Genomic DNA, 16,823 nt, shown 5'->3' with positions numbered 1-16,823 from the left:
GTGCCGATCTGCTCGCCCGTGTAGCGCGCCTCCTCGCCTTCGGCGGGAGTGAACTCGGCCTTGACCCTGGCCTTCACCGCGTCGACTGCGGCGTAGCGCTCCTGCTTGTCGGTGATCTTGTAGGCGGCGCGAAGATCGGTTTCCGCGATCTTCAGCATCTCGGCCTCGAGATCGGCATAGCTCGGCGGCGTGAAGTCGCGCGGTTCCTTGGCTGCGGCCTCGGCGAGCTTGATGATCGCGTCGATGACCGGCTGGAAGCCCTTGTGGCCGAACATGACGGCGCCGAGCATGGTCTCCTCGTCCAGTTCCTTGGCTTCCGACTCGACCATCAGCACGGCTTCATTGGTGCCGGCGACGATCAGGTCGAGCTTGGATTCCTGCATCTCGTCGACATGCGGGTTGAGTACATATTCGCCGTTGATGTAGCCGACGCGCGCGCCGCCGATCGGGCCCATGAAGGGTACGCCCGAAAGCGTCAACGCAGCCGAGGTGGCAACGATGGCGAGAATGTCCGGATCATTTTCAAGGTCGTGCTGGACGACGGTGACGACGACCTGGGTGTCGTTCTTGTAGCCTTCGGGAAACAGCGGGCGGATCGGACGGTCGATCAGGCGGGAAACCAGTGTTTCCTTTTCCGACGGACGACCTTCGCGCTTGAAATAGCCACCCGGGATCTTGCCGGCGGCATAGGTCTTTTCCTGGTAGTTGACGGTGAGCGGGAAGAAGTCCTGGCCCGGCTTCGGCGACTTGGCTGAAACGACGGTGGCCAGGACGACGGTTTCGCCGTAGGTGGCGAGAACGGCGCCGTCAGCCTGGCGGGCGATCTTGCCCGTTTCGAGCTTGAGCGGGCGGCCTGCCCATTCAATTTCGACTGTGTGGGTATCGAACATGTTTTGTCCTTCGTGTGCGGCAATGCCGCGCCGCAGCCAGTGTGGCGCGGGCGGCACGATATCCGCGGATATGACACATCACGGGCAAGACAACGGGAGGCTTCCGAATTCGGCTGCGGTCGCTCCGCATCCTGAAAGCCGTATGCTTTCGGTGCGTGGAACGCGCAAGCGCCGAAGCATCCTGCAATCCTGCCCCATGACAGGCCATCGGTTGGTTCTGCAGAGCCGGCCCATCCGGTCTGCTAGGGTATTCGCTTGCGGGAGCCAGGCTGGCTCACGCGGAGCGCGGTATGACCCGCAAAAACAAGCCGGCGGGTCCCTCGTTGAAGAGTCCCGCCGGATATAAGGCTTAGCGGCGGATGCCGAGAGCACCAATCAGCTTGGTGTAACGGGCTTCGTCCTTGCCCTTGACATAGTCAAGAAGCGAACGGCGGCTGGAAACCATTGCCAGAAGGCCACGACGCGAGTGGTTGTCCTTCTTGTGGCCCTTGAAGTGTTCGGTCAGGTTGTTGATCCGCTCGGTGAGGATCGCAACCTGGACTTCCGGAGAACCGGTGTCGCCTTCGACGGTTGCGTATTCCTTGATAAGCGCAGCCTTGCGCTCTGCAGTGATCGACATCGTGTCATCCTTTCAATGTCTAGGATTTCGGGTCGCCAGCAGCCGGGATGTCGTCTAGCTGCGGCCATGAAGGCAACAGTCCGCGATAGCGGGGTCTGATGCTGGCGCTGCCTATAAACCATCCACCATCAAAAGGAAAGAGGGCGTCTTGACCGCCGTCAGGCAGCCCTTTGCGGTCATTCTGGGGCCAGACGCGGACGCATCGGCGCCGATTTCTGCTGATGTTGCACCGAGGCGCAATCAAGGTAGGCGGCAAAGACCCAACCGGGAGTTCCTTCGTCGGTCATGATACGGACCCAGCGCTTGCCACCGATCCAGGTTTCGTCGGTCACCTCTACCGCGGTGCCGTTTTCAAGCACGGACAGGATCCGGCCCTTGGGTTCGGCGCGCACATTGAGCGGGGTTCCCGTCGGATCGGCCACGACACACTCGACGGCAAGCGCTCGCCCGCCCATCAGTGCCGCCGCCAAAAGACCGATGCCCAAAATCGCCAAGCCTGGATGCATGTGTACTCCTTCACATTCCGGCGAGCCGGATGATCTTCCTCAGGAAACTAGGCCGAAAGGTCCGCATTCAACTTTTCCGCCAGGATCTTCACGCGCCATTCGATCCCGCCGGCATGCATCAGCCTCTCCAGCTTCGCATCGAGCGCCATGCCGAGCATACGCTCCAGCACCAAGGTGCCAAATCCCTTGCGCGGCGGGACAGGAACATCCTGCGCGATATCCGCTCCCGTTTCCCTCCAGACCAGCAGGAACACCCCGTCGACGACGGACCAATTCAGATCGACCACGCCGCGCCCGTTGGCAAGCGCACCGTATTTGGTGGCATTGGTGGCAAGTTCGTGCAGCGCCATTCCGAGCGTTTGCGATACCTGCGCGTCCAGCCGCACGGGCGGTCCCGACAGCCGCACACGCTCCGGATCGTCCGGGATGAACGGCTGCAGCTGGTTCTGCGCCAGCTCATGAAAATCCACGCCCTGCGCGGCATTGGCGATCATCAGGTCGGTAGAGCGGGCGAGACCGGTGATGCGCCGGCGAAACGCTTCGGCGAAATCCACCCGGCTTTCCGCAGCCCCCAGCGACTGGTTGAGCATCGACTGGATGACCGTCAGCTGGTTCTTCGAGCGATGCGCCACCTCGCGCATCAGGAAGCGGGTTTCGTTTTCCGCTTTCCGTCGCGCCTGCGCCGCCTCGGCGAGCGCGGTGGAGACGGTCTCGATCTCGGCGATGACATGCCTGCGCGGCGCGATCGGCCGGCCCTGGCCGAGCAGATGCGCGTCCTTGGCCAGAAGCTTGACGCCCTGCGCCAGGAAGCGCGCGATGGTGGCTGAGCCGGCAACGGCGATACCGGCGAACAGCAACCCACCGAGCGACAACCAGACGTAGGACCAGACCGCCGGCGCATCGACATCCGAACTCTTCGCCCAGGCGATGATCTTCCAGCCGGTGAGCAGCGAGAATTCGGTCACAGTTCGATATTTCACATCATCATGAACCGCCTCGCCGATACCGACGCGGAGCGCGGGCACGATGCTCATGAAAAAGGGTTTGCCGACCGGCATGTCGGCGGCGGAGGACGCAATGACATTGCCGACGCCGTCGAGGAGCGCCGCATTCCAGCCCGGCGACAGCACGTCGCGATTGACGGCCTTCGCCATGCTGGCGGCATTCTGAGTCAGTGTCAGCAGGTAGTCGTTGTTGCCCTGCGGCGTCAGGATTGGCAGGTAGACGTTATAAACCCACTGCTGCGCCGTCTTGCCGAAGAAAACGTTCGATACGAGCGGCGTCCCGTTGGCGAAAGCCGCCTCGATCGATTCCGAATCCGACGCCTTGGAGAGCGGTGTTCCGAAGGGCACACGCGTGTTGAAGAGCTGGTTATGGCCGCGATCGATGACGAGCAGGTTGGAGGCCGTTCCAGCCAGCGCCGATGATGCCCTCTGGTAAAACGCCTCCAGGCGGGCTGCGTCCACCGTACTGTCCGCCGACAGGACCTTCAGCATCGTCAGCATGCTGTCGATATCGCGCTCGACCACACGCGTGACGGAGCCCGTCGACGCCTTGAGCAGCGCCGTGACAACGCGCTCCTGCTCGTCGGTGCTGCGCTTCAGGATGATCAACGAAAAGATGAAGGACGGTACGATGGCGGTAAACAGCAAGACCGTGAGGTAGAACGCCAACGGACGCCGCAAGCGCGCGCGCAGGCGCATCCTCCAGGGTTTGGCCGGCCGGGGCGCTCTCTCGTTTCCGTCGCTCAAACGTGTCTCATCCATCACCCCCGACCCGTGCATCAGGCAGCGTCGGCGCGGCTTTGCCTGCCGCTCCTTCTGTCCTGACGCCGTCGCGAATCCCGATCATGGACCGGACCATGCGCCAGCGATTTCGGTAAGGCAACCGATGCAGTGGGGAGAAACGTATAAGAGGCCCGGTCGGATTTCAACCGGTGGCGAAGACCCGCTTGGGGCGAAACTCACCCTCGCCGATCTCGCCGATGGCGACGAGCTTGCCGCGCGAGGTCGCATAGGCCTCGGGCTCGGCGGTCGGCGCGTCGCGGCCACGCAGGATGATCGGATTGCCCATCTTCAGGCGATGCGCCTGATCCTCAGAGATGGCGATGTGCGGCAGGCTCGACAGAGCCTCGCCGGTATCAATCAGGAAAGCATCGAGCGCCTCCAGGCGTTCCTGGTCGCTCTCGATCTTTTCCAGCGCCACCAGTTCGGCGAGCGGCACCATGGTTTCTTCGGCGAAGGGCGCAACAAAGCTGCGGCGCAGCGAGGCGATATGGCCGAAGCAGCCGAGGTCGCGGCCGAAATCGCGCGCCAGCGAGCGCACATAGGTTCCCTTGCCGCATTCGATCTCGAAATGCGCCATATTGGGGGTGCAGCCGAGCAGCGACAGCCGAAACACCTCGACCTCGCGGGCGGGTATATCCACAGTCTCGCCTTCACGGGCGAGATCGTAGGCCCGGTTGCCATCGATCTTGATTGCCGAAAACTGCGGCGGCACCTGGCTGATCACACCGGTATATTTCGGCAGCAGAGCGCGAACGTCCTCTTCCGACGGGCGGGTGTCGGACGACTGCACGACCTCGCCCTCGAGATCGTCGGTCGAACGCTCTTCGCCCCAGGCAACCGTGAATTCATAGATCTTACGGCCATCCATCACATAGGGAACGGTCTTGGTCGCGTCGCCCAGTGCGATCGGCAGCATGCCGGAAGCGAGCGGATCGAGCGTGCCGGCATGCCCGGCCTTCTGCGCCTTGAACAGCCACTTGATCTTCGACACGGCTTCCGTCGAGCCGAAATCCAGCGGCTTGTCGAGGATCAGCCAGCCGGAAATCGGGCGGCCCTTGGGCTTGCGGGGTTTTGACATGTTTCAGGCTCTTTTTTTGCGAAACGTCGCGGCCGTCCTGGCAACGCTGCCATCCGGCATTTTCTGGCTGTTACCTTTTTCGAATCCCAGCGCGTAAAGTCGCCTTGCGATGAGATATCCGGCAGCAATCGTAGCGCCATTGTCGACGCGGTAATCTTCACCCAGTTCCTCGACCATCAAGGGTTCGATGGCGCCGAGCGGCGGCATGCCGGAGGCGGCGGCCTCAAGCAGGAGCGTTTCATTGTAGGGCGAATAGACGATGGCTTCGAGCGCCTTCATCTCGCGGTCGCCATGGGCGATGTCCTTGCCGCAGCGAAACGGCAGTCCGGAGGCAACCATCATCTCGACGAGCCGCACCGCCTCGGCATTGTCGAAGCGCGCCATTCCGCTGCGATAGAAGGTCTGGCGCTGCTCGAACGGCCAGCCGTTCATTTCGTCCAGAGAGACATGCTTGGCCATGATTATTCGCCGTCTTCGTCCTTCAGGTCGCGCATGACTTCGGGCGAGCGCAGCAGCTGGTCGATCTTCTTGTAGTTATCGAAGCTGGTATCGTCCTTGAAGCGCACTTCCGGCATGTATTTCAGCTGGCGCAGATGGGCCCCAAGCCGGCCGCGAATATATTTCGCGTTGCGGTTCAGCGCCTCGATCGTCGCGGCATGATCCTCGACGCCGAGCGGTGTCACGAAGGCCGTGGCGACCCTGAGGTCCGTCGACATGCGCACTTCGGAAATCGAGATCACCGTCTTCTCGATCACGGGATCGCGCACGTCTCCGCGCTGCAGAACCTGCGTCAGGCCTGCACGTACCTGTTCGCCGACCCTCAGCATGCGCTGCGAGGGGGCAGAGGATGTCACTTTGCTCATGGTTTTTCCGCTGTCTGGCGTTTCATCGAACGCGACCAAGGCGGTCCAATGCTACTTTCAGGCCGAAAGGTCAAGACTTGCGGGCTTTTCGACCGGAAAAGCCGTGCCAAAAGTGCCGAAAAACCCTTGAAAGTGCCTCGCCAGCATGGTCAATTCGCCAAAATCGATGAAGTGAATCGGTGAAGTGAGCGGAGAGCATATGCGGGTTCTGGTGATCGAAAACATGGTCCATTCCGACCTCGGGCAGGTTGGTGTGGCGCTTGAGGAAGCCGGGGCGGAGATCGACCTGCGGCAGCCTTTCAACAGTGATGCCCTGCCCGCCAACGCCAGCGGCCACGATGCACTGGTCGTGCTCGGCGGCGAACAAAGTGCGCTGGACGACCATATCCATCCCTATCTGCCGGACCTCGCCAAGCTGATGCACGCCTTTACCGAGGCCGACAAGTCGGTGCTCGGAATCTGCCTCGGCAGCCAACTTCTGGCGCGGGCGCATGGCGGCGACAATATTCTCGGCCGTACCCGCGAATTCGGCTGGCACGGCGTCGAGCTGACGGACGAAGGCAGGCTCGACCCCGTCTTGAGCGCGGCCGGCGAGGCCTTTCCGAGCTTCGAATGGCATTCCGACAGCTTTACCCTTCCGGCCGGCGCCGTCCATCTCGCCACCAATCCCACTGTGACCAACCAGGCCTTCCGCATCGGCCGCGCGGCCTATGGCATGCAGTTCCATTTCGAGGCCGGAACGCGCGTGGTCGAGGACTGGAATCGCATTTTCGAAGGCCAGATCAACGGGCTCGATCCGCACTGGTTCGAGCGCTATCCGGAGCTTGCGGCAACACACGCCGACAAGGCCGATGCCGCCGGCCTGACGCTTGCTCGCGCCTGGGTCGGTACGATCCGCGGTGAAAAGGCAGTCGAAGGCGAGAGCCGGGAAATCGCCGAGGCAAGCGCCTGACGCATAAATGTGCCAGTGCCATTTGCGCCCGGCATCAACCACCCTATCTATCGAGAGAGCTGGGCGTTACAGGAACAACGCGAAGAGGAACCTGCCGGGTTGAGGCGGGCAGCTGGAGGCGGAGCAAACGGATGACGATGCATTCTGACAGGCACCACGGCCAATCGACATCACGGCACCTGGCCGCATGCCGGTCTCTCGCGCTCGGCCTGTTTTCGGCTCTCGCTTTTGGCCTTTCCTCGCCGGCCATGGCCGCCTCCTGCGGCAACACGCCCGAACCCGGCCTCGACTGGAGCGAATGCAACAAGAAGAACCTGATGCTCTCTTCCAGCGAGTTGCAAGGCGCCAATCTCTCCGGCGCCGATTTTTCGCTGACGGATCTCAGCGGCGCCAATCTCACCTCGGCAAACCTGGAAAAGGCCACGCTGGTGCGCGCCTGGCTTGCCGGCGCCAGGGCGGAAAAGGCGAATTTCGGCCATGTGGAGGCCTTTCGCTCGAGCTTTGCCAACATCGTTGCCAATGGCGCGTCCTTTGTCGGGGCCGAGCTTCAGCGGACGGACCTGAGCGGCGCGCAACTGACGGGCGCCGATTTCTCCAAGGCGGAGCTCGGCCGCGTCAACTTCAAGGGCGCCGTCTTGACCGGCGCCAGGTTTTCCGTTGCCAACCTGTCACGCGCCAATTTCAATGGCGTGACCTTCGAGGGACCGATCGACTTCGAAGAAGCCTTCATGTTCCTCACCCATATCGAGGGCGTCGATCTTTCGGCAGCCACGGGCCTTCATCAGACCCAGATCGATCTCACCTGCGGCGACGAAAACACCAAGCTGCCGGAAGGCCTCAAGACACCGACCACCTGGCCCTGCGCCTCGGACTGAGCGCGCGAAAATCCTGCCGCTCGGTCGGTTGATCCACCAAGCGATAAATCACCGCATTGGATCTCGGTGGCGACTTCGCTAGGCTCGACGGAAAAATGCGAGGATCGAATCATGAGCGTCTTGAACACACCCATGGAGGGCGGCTGCCGTTGCGGCCAGGTGCGGCTGAAGGTCAGCGCACCGCCGATCCTGACCATGGCCTGCCATTGCACCGGCTGCCAGAAAATGTCCTCCAGCGCCTATTCGCTGAGCGCCGCCATTCCCGCCGATGGCTTCGAGGTCACGGCCGGAGAGCCGGTGGTCGGCGGCCTGCATGGCGCCACCCGCCATTATTTCTGCCCGCACTGCCTGACCTGGATGTTCACCCGTCCCGAAGGCATGGACTGGTTCGTCAACCTGCGGCCGACCATGCTCGACGAAACCGGCTGGTTCTCCCCCTTCATCGAGACTTTTACCAGCGAGAAACTGCCCTGGGCGACGACAGCGGCGGTGCATTCCTACGAGACCTTTCCGCCGATGGAAGCCTATGAAGGGCTGGTCAAGGAGTTTTCTGAGCGGACGTATTCCTGAAGCGCGCCGCGATCTTTCAGATTCGCTTCCCGCGCTTCAGGTCTTTGTTTTTTGCGCATGTCGTCATCGCAAACCACTGCGCACTTTGCGTGACATGCTTGAAAACCCTGAACAGGAAATCGGTAGCGGCGATGATGTCGTCACGTCTTGCTGAAAGATCCGCAAGCTCTGGCCCGATTTCAGATACCGGAATGGCGGCCCTGCGCTGGGTCGCCATGGCGTGGAGTTCGCCTTCAATAACGAAGCGAGGGTTGATCCGGGAGATGGACCAGGACATTTCGGCAACCGGACAGAGCGGTGCCATCAGGCGCGACGGCAGGTCGCACGGGAAATATTGATCTTCAGGTCGCGGGCGCCGGAAACGAGATCGCTATCGAGCGAGAGATTGGCAAGCTCGCGGGCGGGCTGGGGCATGTCGCCCTCCAAGGTTCATGCGCGTATCATCTGCGCATGAACCCAGAAAGAAAAGATCACTCGTCGCCCATCTTCAGCGCGGCGATGAACGCTTCCTGCGGAATTTCCACCTTGCCGAACTGGCGCATGCGCTTCTTGCCGGCCTTCTGCTTGTCGAGCAGCTTGCGCTTGCGCGAGGCATCGCCGCCGTAGCACTTGGCGGTGACGTCCTTGCGGAGTGCCGAGATGGTTTCGCGGGCAATGACGTTGCCGCCGATGGCGGCCTGGATCGGGATCTTGAACATGTGCTTGGGGATCAGCTCTTTGAGCTTCTCGCACATGTCGCGGCCGCGCTTTTCGGCCGCCATGCGGTGAACCATCATCGACAGGGCATCGACCGGCTCGCCATTGACGAGGATCGACATCTTTACCAGATGGCCTTCCTGATGATCGGTGATGTTGTAGTCGAAGGAGGCATAACCCTTGGAGATCGACTTCAGCCGGTCGTAGAAGTCGAACACGACTTCGTTGAGCGGCAGGTCGTAGGTCAGCATGGCGCGCGTGCCGACATAGGTCAACTCGACCTGGACGCCACGGCGATCCTGGCAGAGTTTCAGGATGCCGCCGAGATATTCGTCGGGGGTGAGAATGGTGGCGCGAATCCAGGGTTCGTGAATTTCGGCGATCTTGACGACATCGGGCATATCGGCCGGATTGTGCAGTTCGCGCTCGGTGCCATCCGTCATGAACAGCTTGTAGACGACGGACGGAGCGGTGGCGATCAGGTCGAGATCGAATTCGCGCTCGAGGCGCTCCTGGACAATTTCCAGATGCAGCAGCCCCAAGAATCCGCAGCGGAAGCCGAAGCCGAGCGCTGCCGAGCTTTCCATTTCAAACGAGAAGGACGCATCGTTGAGGCGAAGCTTGCCCATGGCGGCGCGCAGATCCTCGAAATCGGCGGCATCGACCGGGAACAGGCCGCAGAATACCACCGGCTGGGCCGGCTTGAAACCCGGCAGCATGGTGGCGGTCGGGCGCTTGTCCTCTGTGATCGTATCGCCGACGCGGGTATCGGCCACTTCCTTGATCGAGGCGGTGATGAAGCCGATCTCGCCAGGGCCGAGCGCATCGACGGTGACCATCTTCGGGGTGATAACGCCGACGCGCTCCACCTGGTATTTCGCGTCCGTGCCCATCATGCGGATGGTCTGGCCCTTTTTCAGGACACCGTCGAGAATCCGCACGAGAACGATGACGCCCAGATAGGTGTCGTACCAGCTGTCGACCAGCAGCGCCTTCAGAGGTGCCGTCTCGCCGCCTTCGCTCTTGGGCGCCGGCAACTGGTGAACGATCGCTTCCAGCACGTCGGGAATACCGAGACCGGTCTTGGCCGAGATCAGCACGGCCTGCGATGCATCGATGCCGATGACTTCCTCGATCTGCTCGCGGATACGGTCGGGTTCTGCCGCCGGCAAATCGATCTTGTTGAGGACCGTGACGAGCTCGTGGTTGTTGTCGATCGCCTGGTAGACATTGGCGAGCGTCTGGGCTTCCACGCCCTGGGACGCATCGACCACCAAAAGCGAACCCTCGCAGGCCGACAGCGAGCGCGAGACTTCATAGGCGAAGTCCACATGGCCGGGCGTGTCGATCAGGTTCAACACATAGGTCTCGCCATTGTTGGCGATATAGTGCAGGCGCACGGTCTGCGCCTTGATGGTGATGCCGCGCTCCTTCTCGATCTCCATATTGTCGAGAACCTGTTCCGACATCTCACGATCGGCGAGGCCGCCGGTGGTCTGGATCAGGCGATCGGCAAGGGTCGATTTGCCGTGGTCGATATGCGCCACGATCGAGAAATTGCGGATATGCGACAGGGGGGTGCGGGTCGAATTTGTGCTCATTCGCCCGCATACAATGGAACCTCCCAAACTGCAAAGAATTTTACCGATCGCCCCGTGTCAAAAGCGTTTGAGCCCGGCTTCTGGCATGAAACCGGGTTCGACGGATGATTTTTCCGGTCATTTTCAGCGGAGGAAGAAAGTGATTTCCGCCGGTTCTGGATAGTCGCAACCGGCAAACAAGGTCACCGACCTTCGTAGCATGCCTCAGCGATCGTCCTTCGCGCCGTCGACCAGCGCGCCGGCATTGGGCATCTGCGCGCTCTTCATCTCGAAATTTTCCCGCAGGTGCGGCGGCACCGTTTCGCGGAATTTCAGCCGGGCCGTGACGAAGGCGGCATAGGCAAGCGCTGTGCCCATCGCCGCATAGATGAAGGTTTTTGGCCCGAAGACCGGCGTCAGAACGGTGATAGATAGCGGAATGATGGTGGCCGCGATCGACCAGCACATCAGGAGCGTCGAGGCGAGCGGCACGAAATCGGTCGGCGCCGTGCGGTCGTTGGCGTGCGCGTTTGCGATCGAATAGACGGTCTCGACCGCGCCGGCCAACACCGCAAAGACCAGCATCAACAAGACGAGATTGGCAAAGGAGACGGCAAGCGACGCCACGGCGGCGGCCGAGATCAGCAGGCAGACGAGAATGAGCACGATGCGCCGGTCGATGCGATCCGACAGCACGCCCATCGGATACTGGATGAAGATCAGGCCAAACTGCATGACCAGCATCAGGAGCGCCACGTCTCCCTGGCTGACCTGGTTGGCGGCGGCGTAGATCGGCGTGAACCCCTGTACCGACATGGACAGCCCGCCGGCGGCCAGAACGCCGACGAAGGCAACCGGCGAATTGCGCCAGACCATCGGTACATCGACGCTGACCTTGGCCGGCGGCGGTGGATTGGGCAGGCGTGTCAGCCCAATCGGCAGGATCGCGACAGTGGTGAAGAAGATCGTCAAGAGCGGCGCCAGGTTGCCCTCGGTCGGAATCTGTCCGAACAGCCAGGCGCCGAAACCGAGCGCGATGACATAGGTCATGTAGAATACCGACATCGCCTTGCCGCGCCAGCTGTTGGCGCTGGCATGGTTGAGCCAGCTCAGCGAGATGATGAAATTGATATTGCCGGCCGCCCCGTAAAGCCCGCGCGCGAACACCCAGAGCAGCGGATTGAAGCCAAGCGCGATCAGGAAGGCCGACAGCAGCACCAGCGCCATGGAGCAGGAAAAGGCGCGGGCATGGCCGACGCGGCGGATCATCGGTCCGGCAACCACGCAGCCTGCAAGCCCGCCGAAGGCAAGCGCCGTCACGGCCGCGCCGGCAACCCAGGGCGCGCTGTCGCCGCTCGCCAGCAGGAAGGGCACATAGGCGAACATGATGCCGTTGCCGATGCCGACGCAGGCCATGGAGAGCACGATGCTGGCGATCGACAGTACCGAAGCCCGTGGCTGGCCTGGTCCCGCATCCGCTAGTGTCGCCATCCGTCCTCGCAGTCGAACCGGCAGCCACTGCCGTTCAAGCATTGCCTAACATATTGATCGCAGGGCGGTTTCCCCGACCGTGCGGATGATCCGGACCATATAGCGATTGCCGCCAGTATGGTGTCGTCAAAGCGGCATGTGACAGATTTTTTGAATGGATGCCACTCTCCGATTGACTCCACTATAAGATCATTTAATTCTCATATCATGGAAACTCTGCACGACAATTCCGACAAAGCGCTCGGCGAGCGCATGAAGGCGCTGCGATCGGCGCAGGCAATGACGCTCGACGATCTCGCGCAGCGTGCCGGCGTCAGCCGCGCGATGATCTCGCGGATCGAGCGCGGCGAGGCGAGCCCCACCGCCCAACTCCTGGCGCGGCTCTGCGGCGCGCTCGCCACGACCCTATCGCGGTTTTTCGCGCCCGACGAACAGACCAGTCATCCGCTGCTGCGCCGCGACGAACAGCGCGTCTGGCGTGATCCGGAGACCGGATATCTGCGTCGCTCGGTATCCCCGGACAGCATGGGATCGCCCGTCGATATCGTCGAAGTGGAATTTCCCCCCGGCGCCAGCGTTGTCTTCGAACCTCGGCAATTCGACGAAGGCCAGACGCAGCATCTCTGGTTGTTCGAAGGCAGGCTGACGATGACGACCGGCGAAGCCACGCATGTGCTGGAGCCCGGCGATTGCCTCTTCATGCGGCTTGCCGACGGCCATTCCTTTCACAATCCCCACGGCCAGCCGGCGCGCTATGCCGTCATCCTCCACCGCAGCAAAGTCTGACCCGATGTCCAAGATCTCCATCCGCACGCTTGCCTCTTCCGAAACCGCCGACGCACTGCCGGCGCTCGCCGACATCCTGTCGGACTGCGTCGAGGGCGGCGCATCCGTCGGCTTCATGTCGCCATATCTGCCTGCAGATGCGATGCCCTACTGGGAGGGCGTTGCGCAGGCCGTGGAGGATGGAACGACGGTGCTCATCGTCGCCGAGCGGGATGGCGATCTTCTGGGCACGGTCCAACTTGGCATCGGCATGATGCCGAACCAGCCGCACCGCGCCGACCTGAAGAAACTGCTCGTCCATCGCAAGGCGCGCGGTCTCGGGCTGTCCCGCGCCCTGATGGATGCCGCCGATGCGGAGGCGACCAGACATGGACGCCACATCCTGGTACTCGATACGGCGACGGGGAGCCCAGCGGAATTCATCTATGAAAAGCTCGGCTGGCAACGCGTCGGCGTCATCCCGCAATATGCGCTGATGCCCGACGGCAGCTATTGTGGCTCGACCTTTTTCTACAAGGCGCTGACGACTACTGCATAATTAAAGTGTTACAGTGACTTTTGCGCGTCATATTTAACGCGCGGCGCTGTAGCTGATCCGCCGGAGCCGGCGTGCGCCATAAGCGACAATTCCACCTATCCTTGTGACCAGAAATGGCTTGATTTGCTTGAAAGAATTCATGCTTTTCAGCCTTTCCACCCGTTCCGCAATCAGGATGTTCGTGTTAGCTGGATGCGGCTGCAAAGCCGATTGTTCAGAGGGGGAATTCATGAAAACCATTCGTCACCGCGCGGGCCTTGCCGCGCTTTCCGTGCTGCTCGCATTCGGTGGCATGTCCACCGCCTCCGCCGCGGAGGTCACCTTCCAGATGCAAAACAGCCACCCGAACGCCGTCGAAGTCGAGCTCTACAGCCAGGACCGCGATCATATCTGGCCGGGCAACAACCAGGTCTATCTGCTGGATGACGGCGAGACCAAGCAGATCCCGCTCTCCTGCGACGAAGGCGAGAAGATTTGCTACGGCGCCTGGGTTTCCGGCGACAAATCGACCTATTGGGGCACGGGTCCTGACAATGGCGAAACCTGCTCCGACTGCTGCTACACCTGCCAGGGCGGCAGCACGGAAGAAATCGACCTGACCGAATAGGCGTGTCCGCCTGACGGAACCGGAATGTGGAGGCCGGCGGCTTTGTTGCCGGCTTTTTTATTGTTGGGCATTTATTCAGTCCATGCGAGAGGGGTTTCCTTGCGGAAGGCGTTCCCCTACCCTCTGTTTCCGTCACAGTGACTCAGCCACGCGGGTCCGCGCGGTGAGGGAACCCAATCGATCCATGGGGACAATCTTTCACTCGGACGCTCATGAATGAACACCCATGGCGCGGAGAGAAATGACGAAGGGCCTGGAGCCCAGTCATCCAAACCGACAAGCAATGCCTCTGCTCAGTTCCCGACCGAGCCGACCAGGACTTCCGCGCCGTTTTCGATAGTGACCCAGCGGCCGGTATTGAACGAGGCCTGACGTTTCAGGAAGCGATAGGAGGTCTTGGTCCAGAGCTTGATGTCGTCGTCGAGATTGTCGAGGATGAAATCGCCCTGAGCGGTGCGCACGGTCAGCACCGCATGGCCTTCGCCATCGGGCTTGCGCACGACGGTGATCAGCAGGTCGGCTGGCGAGAAGCCCTTTTCCATCAGGCGCTTGCGCTTGAGGAGAACGAAGTCCTCGCAATCGCCGGCATTGACAGGATAGGACCAGACTTCATCCTTGCCGAACTGATCCATGTCGGTCATCGGCGTGATTTCACGGTTGGTGGCGAGGTTGACCTCGCGAATGACCGACCAGCCGAAATCGGTGACGCGCGGTGCGGTCATCGACTTGGTCTTGATCTCGCATTCGGCGCGATACTTCTGGCAGAATTCGTAATGGCCGATCGGCTGGGAGGTGATGGCGCCCGTCTGCATCGAGAGGGCCGTTGCATTCGGCGCCGGAATTGCCGCGCTCGCCGATACGAAAACAGCCGACAAAGCAACGACCATTTTCTTGATCCCAGTCAACTGCGCCATACACGTCCCCTGTGGCGCGGTCTTTCCCCGGAAATCATTCCCGGCGAACCCCCGCGAAAATCTGAAGTCTGACCGTCAGCTTTTTGTGGGCCGTCCCTGCCCGCGCTGCCCTCATCGTTAACAAAGAGTTAACAGCGCACCCGAAACGAAGTCAATCTGCAGAATTAGGGATTGCGAGATATGGTTAAAATGCGCGGCAAATCAGCATCACCGGTGATTTGCCGCTGATTTGACTGCCTTTTCAGCCTCCGGACATGGCCGCTACGGCAGCCATGATGCGCTCGATATCCTCCGGCCGCGACAGCCTGTGGTCGCCATCGCGGATGAGGGTCATGACCACGTCGTCGGAGGGCAAATGCTCCATCAGTTTCAGCGCATGCCGATAGGGAACGTCCGGGTCTTCCATACCCTGCAAGATATGGACCGGGCAGCCGGTCTCGATGATTCCGTCCAGGACGCGGTTGCGCCGGCCATCATCGAGCAGCCGGGCGGTGAAGATGTTCGGATCCGGCCCATAGGGTGTCGGCTCCTCGAAATAGCCGCGCTCGGCAAGCGAGGTGCGCTCCGCATCCGTCAGGTTCGGCTCAATGAGTTCAGAGGTGAAATCGGGCGCTGGTGCGATCAGCACGAGGCCGGCGAGGCGGCCACCCTCGCCGCGGGCGCGCAACTCGGCGATCAGCCTGAGTGCCACCCAGCCGCCCATCGACGAGCCGACGAGAACCATGCGTTCAGGCGAGGCATGGTCGATAACCGCCAGACCCTCCTCCAGCCAGCGCGAAATCGTGCCGTCGGCAAATGCACCGCCGGAAACGCCATGGCCGGAATAGTCGAAGCGGATGCACGCGGCGCCTGACCGGGCCGCATGGCGCTCCAGCTCGACGGCCTTGGTGCCGGCCATATCCGACCGGTATCCGCCGAGCCAAACGAGCGCTGGCATCGTGTTGCCTTCCGTGGCAGGCAGAATCCGCATGGCGATGCGCCGCGATTCCTCGCCCTTACCGACATCGAGATGGTCCAGTTGCGTGTCCGGATCGGGCAATGCCATCAGCTTTTCTCCATTTTTTTAGCGTTTGTTGCTGTTTTTCTTTCTAAAACAGATTCTCCAGAGGGCCGACAGGTGGTGATTTCCACAAAGACCTGTGTTATTGACTTTCGCGCAGCAATTCACACATGACGATCAAGCGGCATTTGCACGGCGTTTCGCCGGACAATCGCGCTATAAACAAACAGCACAGATTCGTAACAGCTCGAGGAGAGTACGACCATTCGCAGACCGTTCAAAACGGACGCCCCGGTTAAAGACGGGCCCCGCTCCAACAAGGAAATCCGGTCCCTCCGGGTTCAGCTCATCGACGCCGAAGGGGTCAACCACGGCAGTGTTCCCACCGACCAGGCCCTCCGCATGGCGGAGGAGCTGGGTCTCGACCTCGTCGAAATCTCGCCGAACGCTGAACCGCCGGTGTGCAAGATCCTTGACCTGGGCAAGCTGAAATACTCCACCCAGAAGAAGGCGGCGGAAGCTCGCAAGAAGCAGAAGATCATCGAGATCAAGGAGATCAAGATGCGTCCGAACATCGACACGCACGACTATGACGTCAAGATGCGCGCGATGAACCGCTTCTTTGAAGAGGGTGACAAGGTCAAGGTGACGCTGAAGTTCCGCGGTCGCGAAATGGCCCACCAGGAACTCGGCATGAAGCTCCTGCTTCAGGTCAAGGAAGACACCACGGCAATCGCCAAGGTCGAAGCCGAGCCGAAGCTCGAAGGCCGCCAGATGATGATGGTGCTGGCGCCGAGATAAGCGCCTGCGTCCACCAGCCTGCCGATGAAGCCGCCGTCTGGCGGCTTTTTCGCATCTGGCATGGGTCGCGCCGGGACGATCGCCGCCGCCATCCGATGCCATTGCACTTTGACCATTGCACTTTTCCGGTGCTTCGGTTACAAGCCCCCGTCCGAACGGTCCGGCAGGGCATGCCGTGGCCGTTCTTTACGCTGGAGACGACCTCGTCAGTCGATCTCGAAATCAAGAAAAATGGAGTAGCAAAATGCCCAAGATGAAGACGAAGTCCTC

Annotated in this window: 19 protein-coding genes and 1 pseudogene; 7 read left to right on the top strand and 13 right to left on the bottom strand. The window is 61.3% G+C overall.

The window, feature by feature from the left end; all coding sequences use genetic code 11:
- From VL202_RS06360 to rbfA, 7 genes and pseudogenes are all read right to left on the bottom strand, one after another.
- Positions 1-890 (bottom strand): annotated as a pseudogene (locus tag VL202_RS06360) (polyribonucleotide nucleotidyltransferase); the annotation flags it as partial.
- A gap of 349 nt (positions 891-1,239) precedes the next feature.
- On the bottom strand, positions 1,240-1,509 hold the full coding sequence (gene rpsO / locus VL202_RS06355; RefSeq protein WP_277703708.1) for a 30S ribosomal protein S15: 270 nt from the start codon (positions 1,507-1,509) through the stop codon (positions 1,240-1,242).
- Between the two features lie 176 nt (positions 1,510-1,685).
- Positions 1,686-2,003, bottom strand: a complete 318-nt coding sequence (locus tag VL202_RS06350; protein WP_325463301.1) for an SH3 domain-containing protein — start codon at positions 2,001-2,003, stop codon at positions 1,686-1,688.
- 59 nt (positions 2,004-2,062) lie between these two features.
- Positions 2,063-3,688 carry a sensor histidine kinase gene (locus VL202_RS06345; RefSeq protein ID WP_325463300.1) on the bottom strand — a complete coding sequence of 542 codons (1,626 nt, stop codon included), beginning with the start codon at positions 3,686-3,688 and terminating at the stop codon, positions 2,063-2,065.
- 256 nt (positions 3,689-3,944) lie between these two features.
- On the bottom strand, positions 3,945-4,880 hold the full coding sequence (truB, locus tag VL202_RS06340; protein ID WP_325463299.1) for a tRNA pseudouridine(55) synthase TruB: 936 nt from the start codon (positions 4,878-4,880) through the stop codon (positions 3,945-3,947).
- A 3-nt stretch (positions 4,881-4,883) separates the two neighbouring features.
- Positions 4,884-5,339, bottom strand: coding sequence for a hypothetical protein (locus tag VL202_RS06335; protein WP_325463298.1), 456 nt, complete (start codon positions 5,337-5,339; stop codon positions 4,884-4,886).
- A gap of 2 nt (positions 5,340-5,341) precedes the next feature.
- Positions 5,342-5,743 (bottom strand): 30S ribosome-binding factor RbfA, encoded by a 402-nt coding sequence (gene rbfA / locus VL202_RS06330; protein WP_325463297.1) that lies wholly within the window; start codon positions 5,741-5,743, stop codon positions 5,342-5,344.
- A 199-nt stretch (positions 5,744-5,942) separates the two neighbouring features.
- Here rbfA and VL202_RS06325 point away from each other — a divergent pair, with 199 nt between their 5' ends.
- From VL202_RS06325 to VL202_RS06315, 3 genes are all read left to right on the top strand, one after another.
- Positions 5,943-6,695, top strand: a complete 753-nt coding sequence (locus VL202_RS06325; RefSeq protein ID WP_325463296.1) for a type 1 glutamine amidotransferase — start codon at positions 5,943-5,945, stop codon at positions 6,693-6,695.
- Between the two features lie 137 nt (positions 6,696-6,832).
- A complete protein-coding gene (locus VL202_RS06320; protein ID WP_414692812.1) occupies positions 6,833-7,570 on the top strand; it encodes a pentapeptide repeat-containing protein in 738 nt (245 codons plus the stop codon).
- 111 nt (positions 7,571-7,681) lie between these two features.
- Positions 7,682-8,140, top strand: a complete 459-nt coding sequence (locus VL202_RS06315) for a GFA family protein (protein ID WP_325463294.1) — start codon at positions 7,682-7,684, stop codon at positions 8,138-8,140.
- Between the two features lie 16 nt (positions 8,141-8,156).
- Here VL202_RS06315 and VL202_RS06310 read toward each other — a convergent pair whose 3' ends face one another.
- The 4 genes from VL202_RS06310 to VL202_RS06295 form a co-directional block, all read right to left on the bottom strand.
- Positions 8,157-8,417 carry a CcdB family protein gene (locus VL202_RS06310; protein WP_325463293.1) on the bottom strand — a complete coding sequence of 87 codons (261 nt, stop codon included), beginning with the start codon at positions 8,415-8,417 and terminating at the stop codon, positions 8,157-8,159.
- 26 nt (positions 8,418-8,443) lie between these two features.
- Positions 8,444-8,554: a type II toxin-antitoxin system CcdA family antitoxin gene (locus VL202_RS06305; protein WP_414692811.1), complete on the bottom strand. Its 111-nt coding sequence runs from the start codon at positions 8,552-8,554 to the stop codon at positions 8,444-8,446.
- A 56-nt stretch (positions 8,555-8,610) separates the two neighbouring features.
- On the bottom strand, positions 8,611-10,437 hold the full coding sequence (gene lepA / locus VL202_RS06300) for a translation elongation factor 4 (protein WP_325463292.1): 1,827 nt from the start codon (positions 10,435-10,437) through the stop codon (positions 8,611-8,613).
- A gap of 204 nt (positions 10,438-10,641) precedes the next feature.
- Entirely contained in the window at positions 10,642-11,907 is a 1,266-nt protein-coding gene (locus VL202_RS06295; RefSeq protein ID WP_325463291.1) for an MFS transporter, read from the bottom strand.
- 207 nt (positions 11,908-12,114) lie between these two features.
- On the opposite strand from VL202_RS06295, the gene VL202_RS06290 reads away from it, so the two are divergent.
- From VL202_RS06290 to VL202_RS06280, 3 genes are all read left to right on the top strand, one after another.
- Positions 12,115-12,693, top strand: coding sequence for a helix-turn-helix domain-containing protein (locus VL202_RS06290; protein ID WP_325463290.1), 579 nt, complete (start codon positions 12,115-12,117; stop codon positions 12,691-12,693).
- Between the two features lie 4 nt (positions 12,694-12,697).
- The gene (locus VL202_RS06285; protein ID WP_325463289.1) at positions 12,698-13,231 is read left to right on the top strand and encodes a GNAT family N-acetyltransferase; all 534 of its coding nucleotides are present in this window, start codon (positions 12,698-12,700) and stop codon (positions 13,229-13,231) included.
- A gap of 229 nt (positions 13,232-13,460) precedes the next feature.
- On the top strand, positions 13,461-13,838 hold the full coding sequence (locus tag VL202_RS06280; protein WP_325463288.1) for a hypothetical protein: 378 nt from the start codon (positions 13,461-13,463) through the stop codon (positions 13,836-13,838).
- Positions 13,839-14,131: 293 nt separating this feature from the next.
- Here the strand turns inward: VL202_RS06280 and VL202_RS06275 are convergent, their stop codons facing one another.
- Together VL202_RS06275 and VL202_RS06270 are read right to left on the bottom strand one after the other, a co-directional pair.
- Positions 14,132-14,752, bottom strand: coding sequence for a transglutaminase-like cysteine peptidase (locus VL202_RS06275; RefSeq protein ID WP_325463287.1), 621 nt, complete (start codon positions 14,750-14,752; stop codon positions 14,132-14,134).
- 241 nt (positions 14,753-14,993) lie between these two features.
- Positions 14,994-15,797, bottom strand: a complete 804-nt coding sequence (locus VL202_RS06270; RefSeq protein WP_325463286.1) for an alpha/beta hydrolase — start codon at positions 15,795-15,797, stop codon at positions 14,994-14,996.
- Positions 15,798-16,016: 219 nt separating this feature from the next.
- Here VL202_RS06270 and infC point away from each other — a divergent pair, with 219 nt between their 5' ends.
- Positions 16,017-16,553, top strand: coding sequence for a translation initiation factor IF-3 (gene infC, locus VL202_RS06265; RefSeq protein ID WP_081927933.1), 537 nt, complete (start codon positions 16,017-16,019; stop codon positions 16,551-16,553).
- The last annotated feature ends 270 nt before the right edge of the window (positions 16,554-16,823 follow it).

Source organism: Pararhizobium sp., assembly GCF_035497515.1.
In the GTDB taxonomy this organism is placed as follows: Bacteria; Pseudomonadota; Alphaproteobacteria; order Rhizobiales; family Rhizobiaceae; genus Pararhizobium.
The sequence above is the reverse complement of the archived record's forward strand: the minus strand, read 5'-3'. Positions and strand labels throughout refer to the sequence as shown.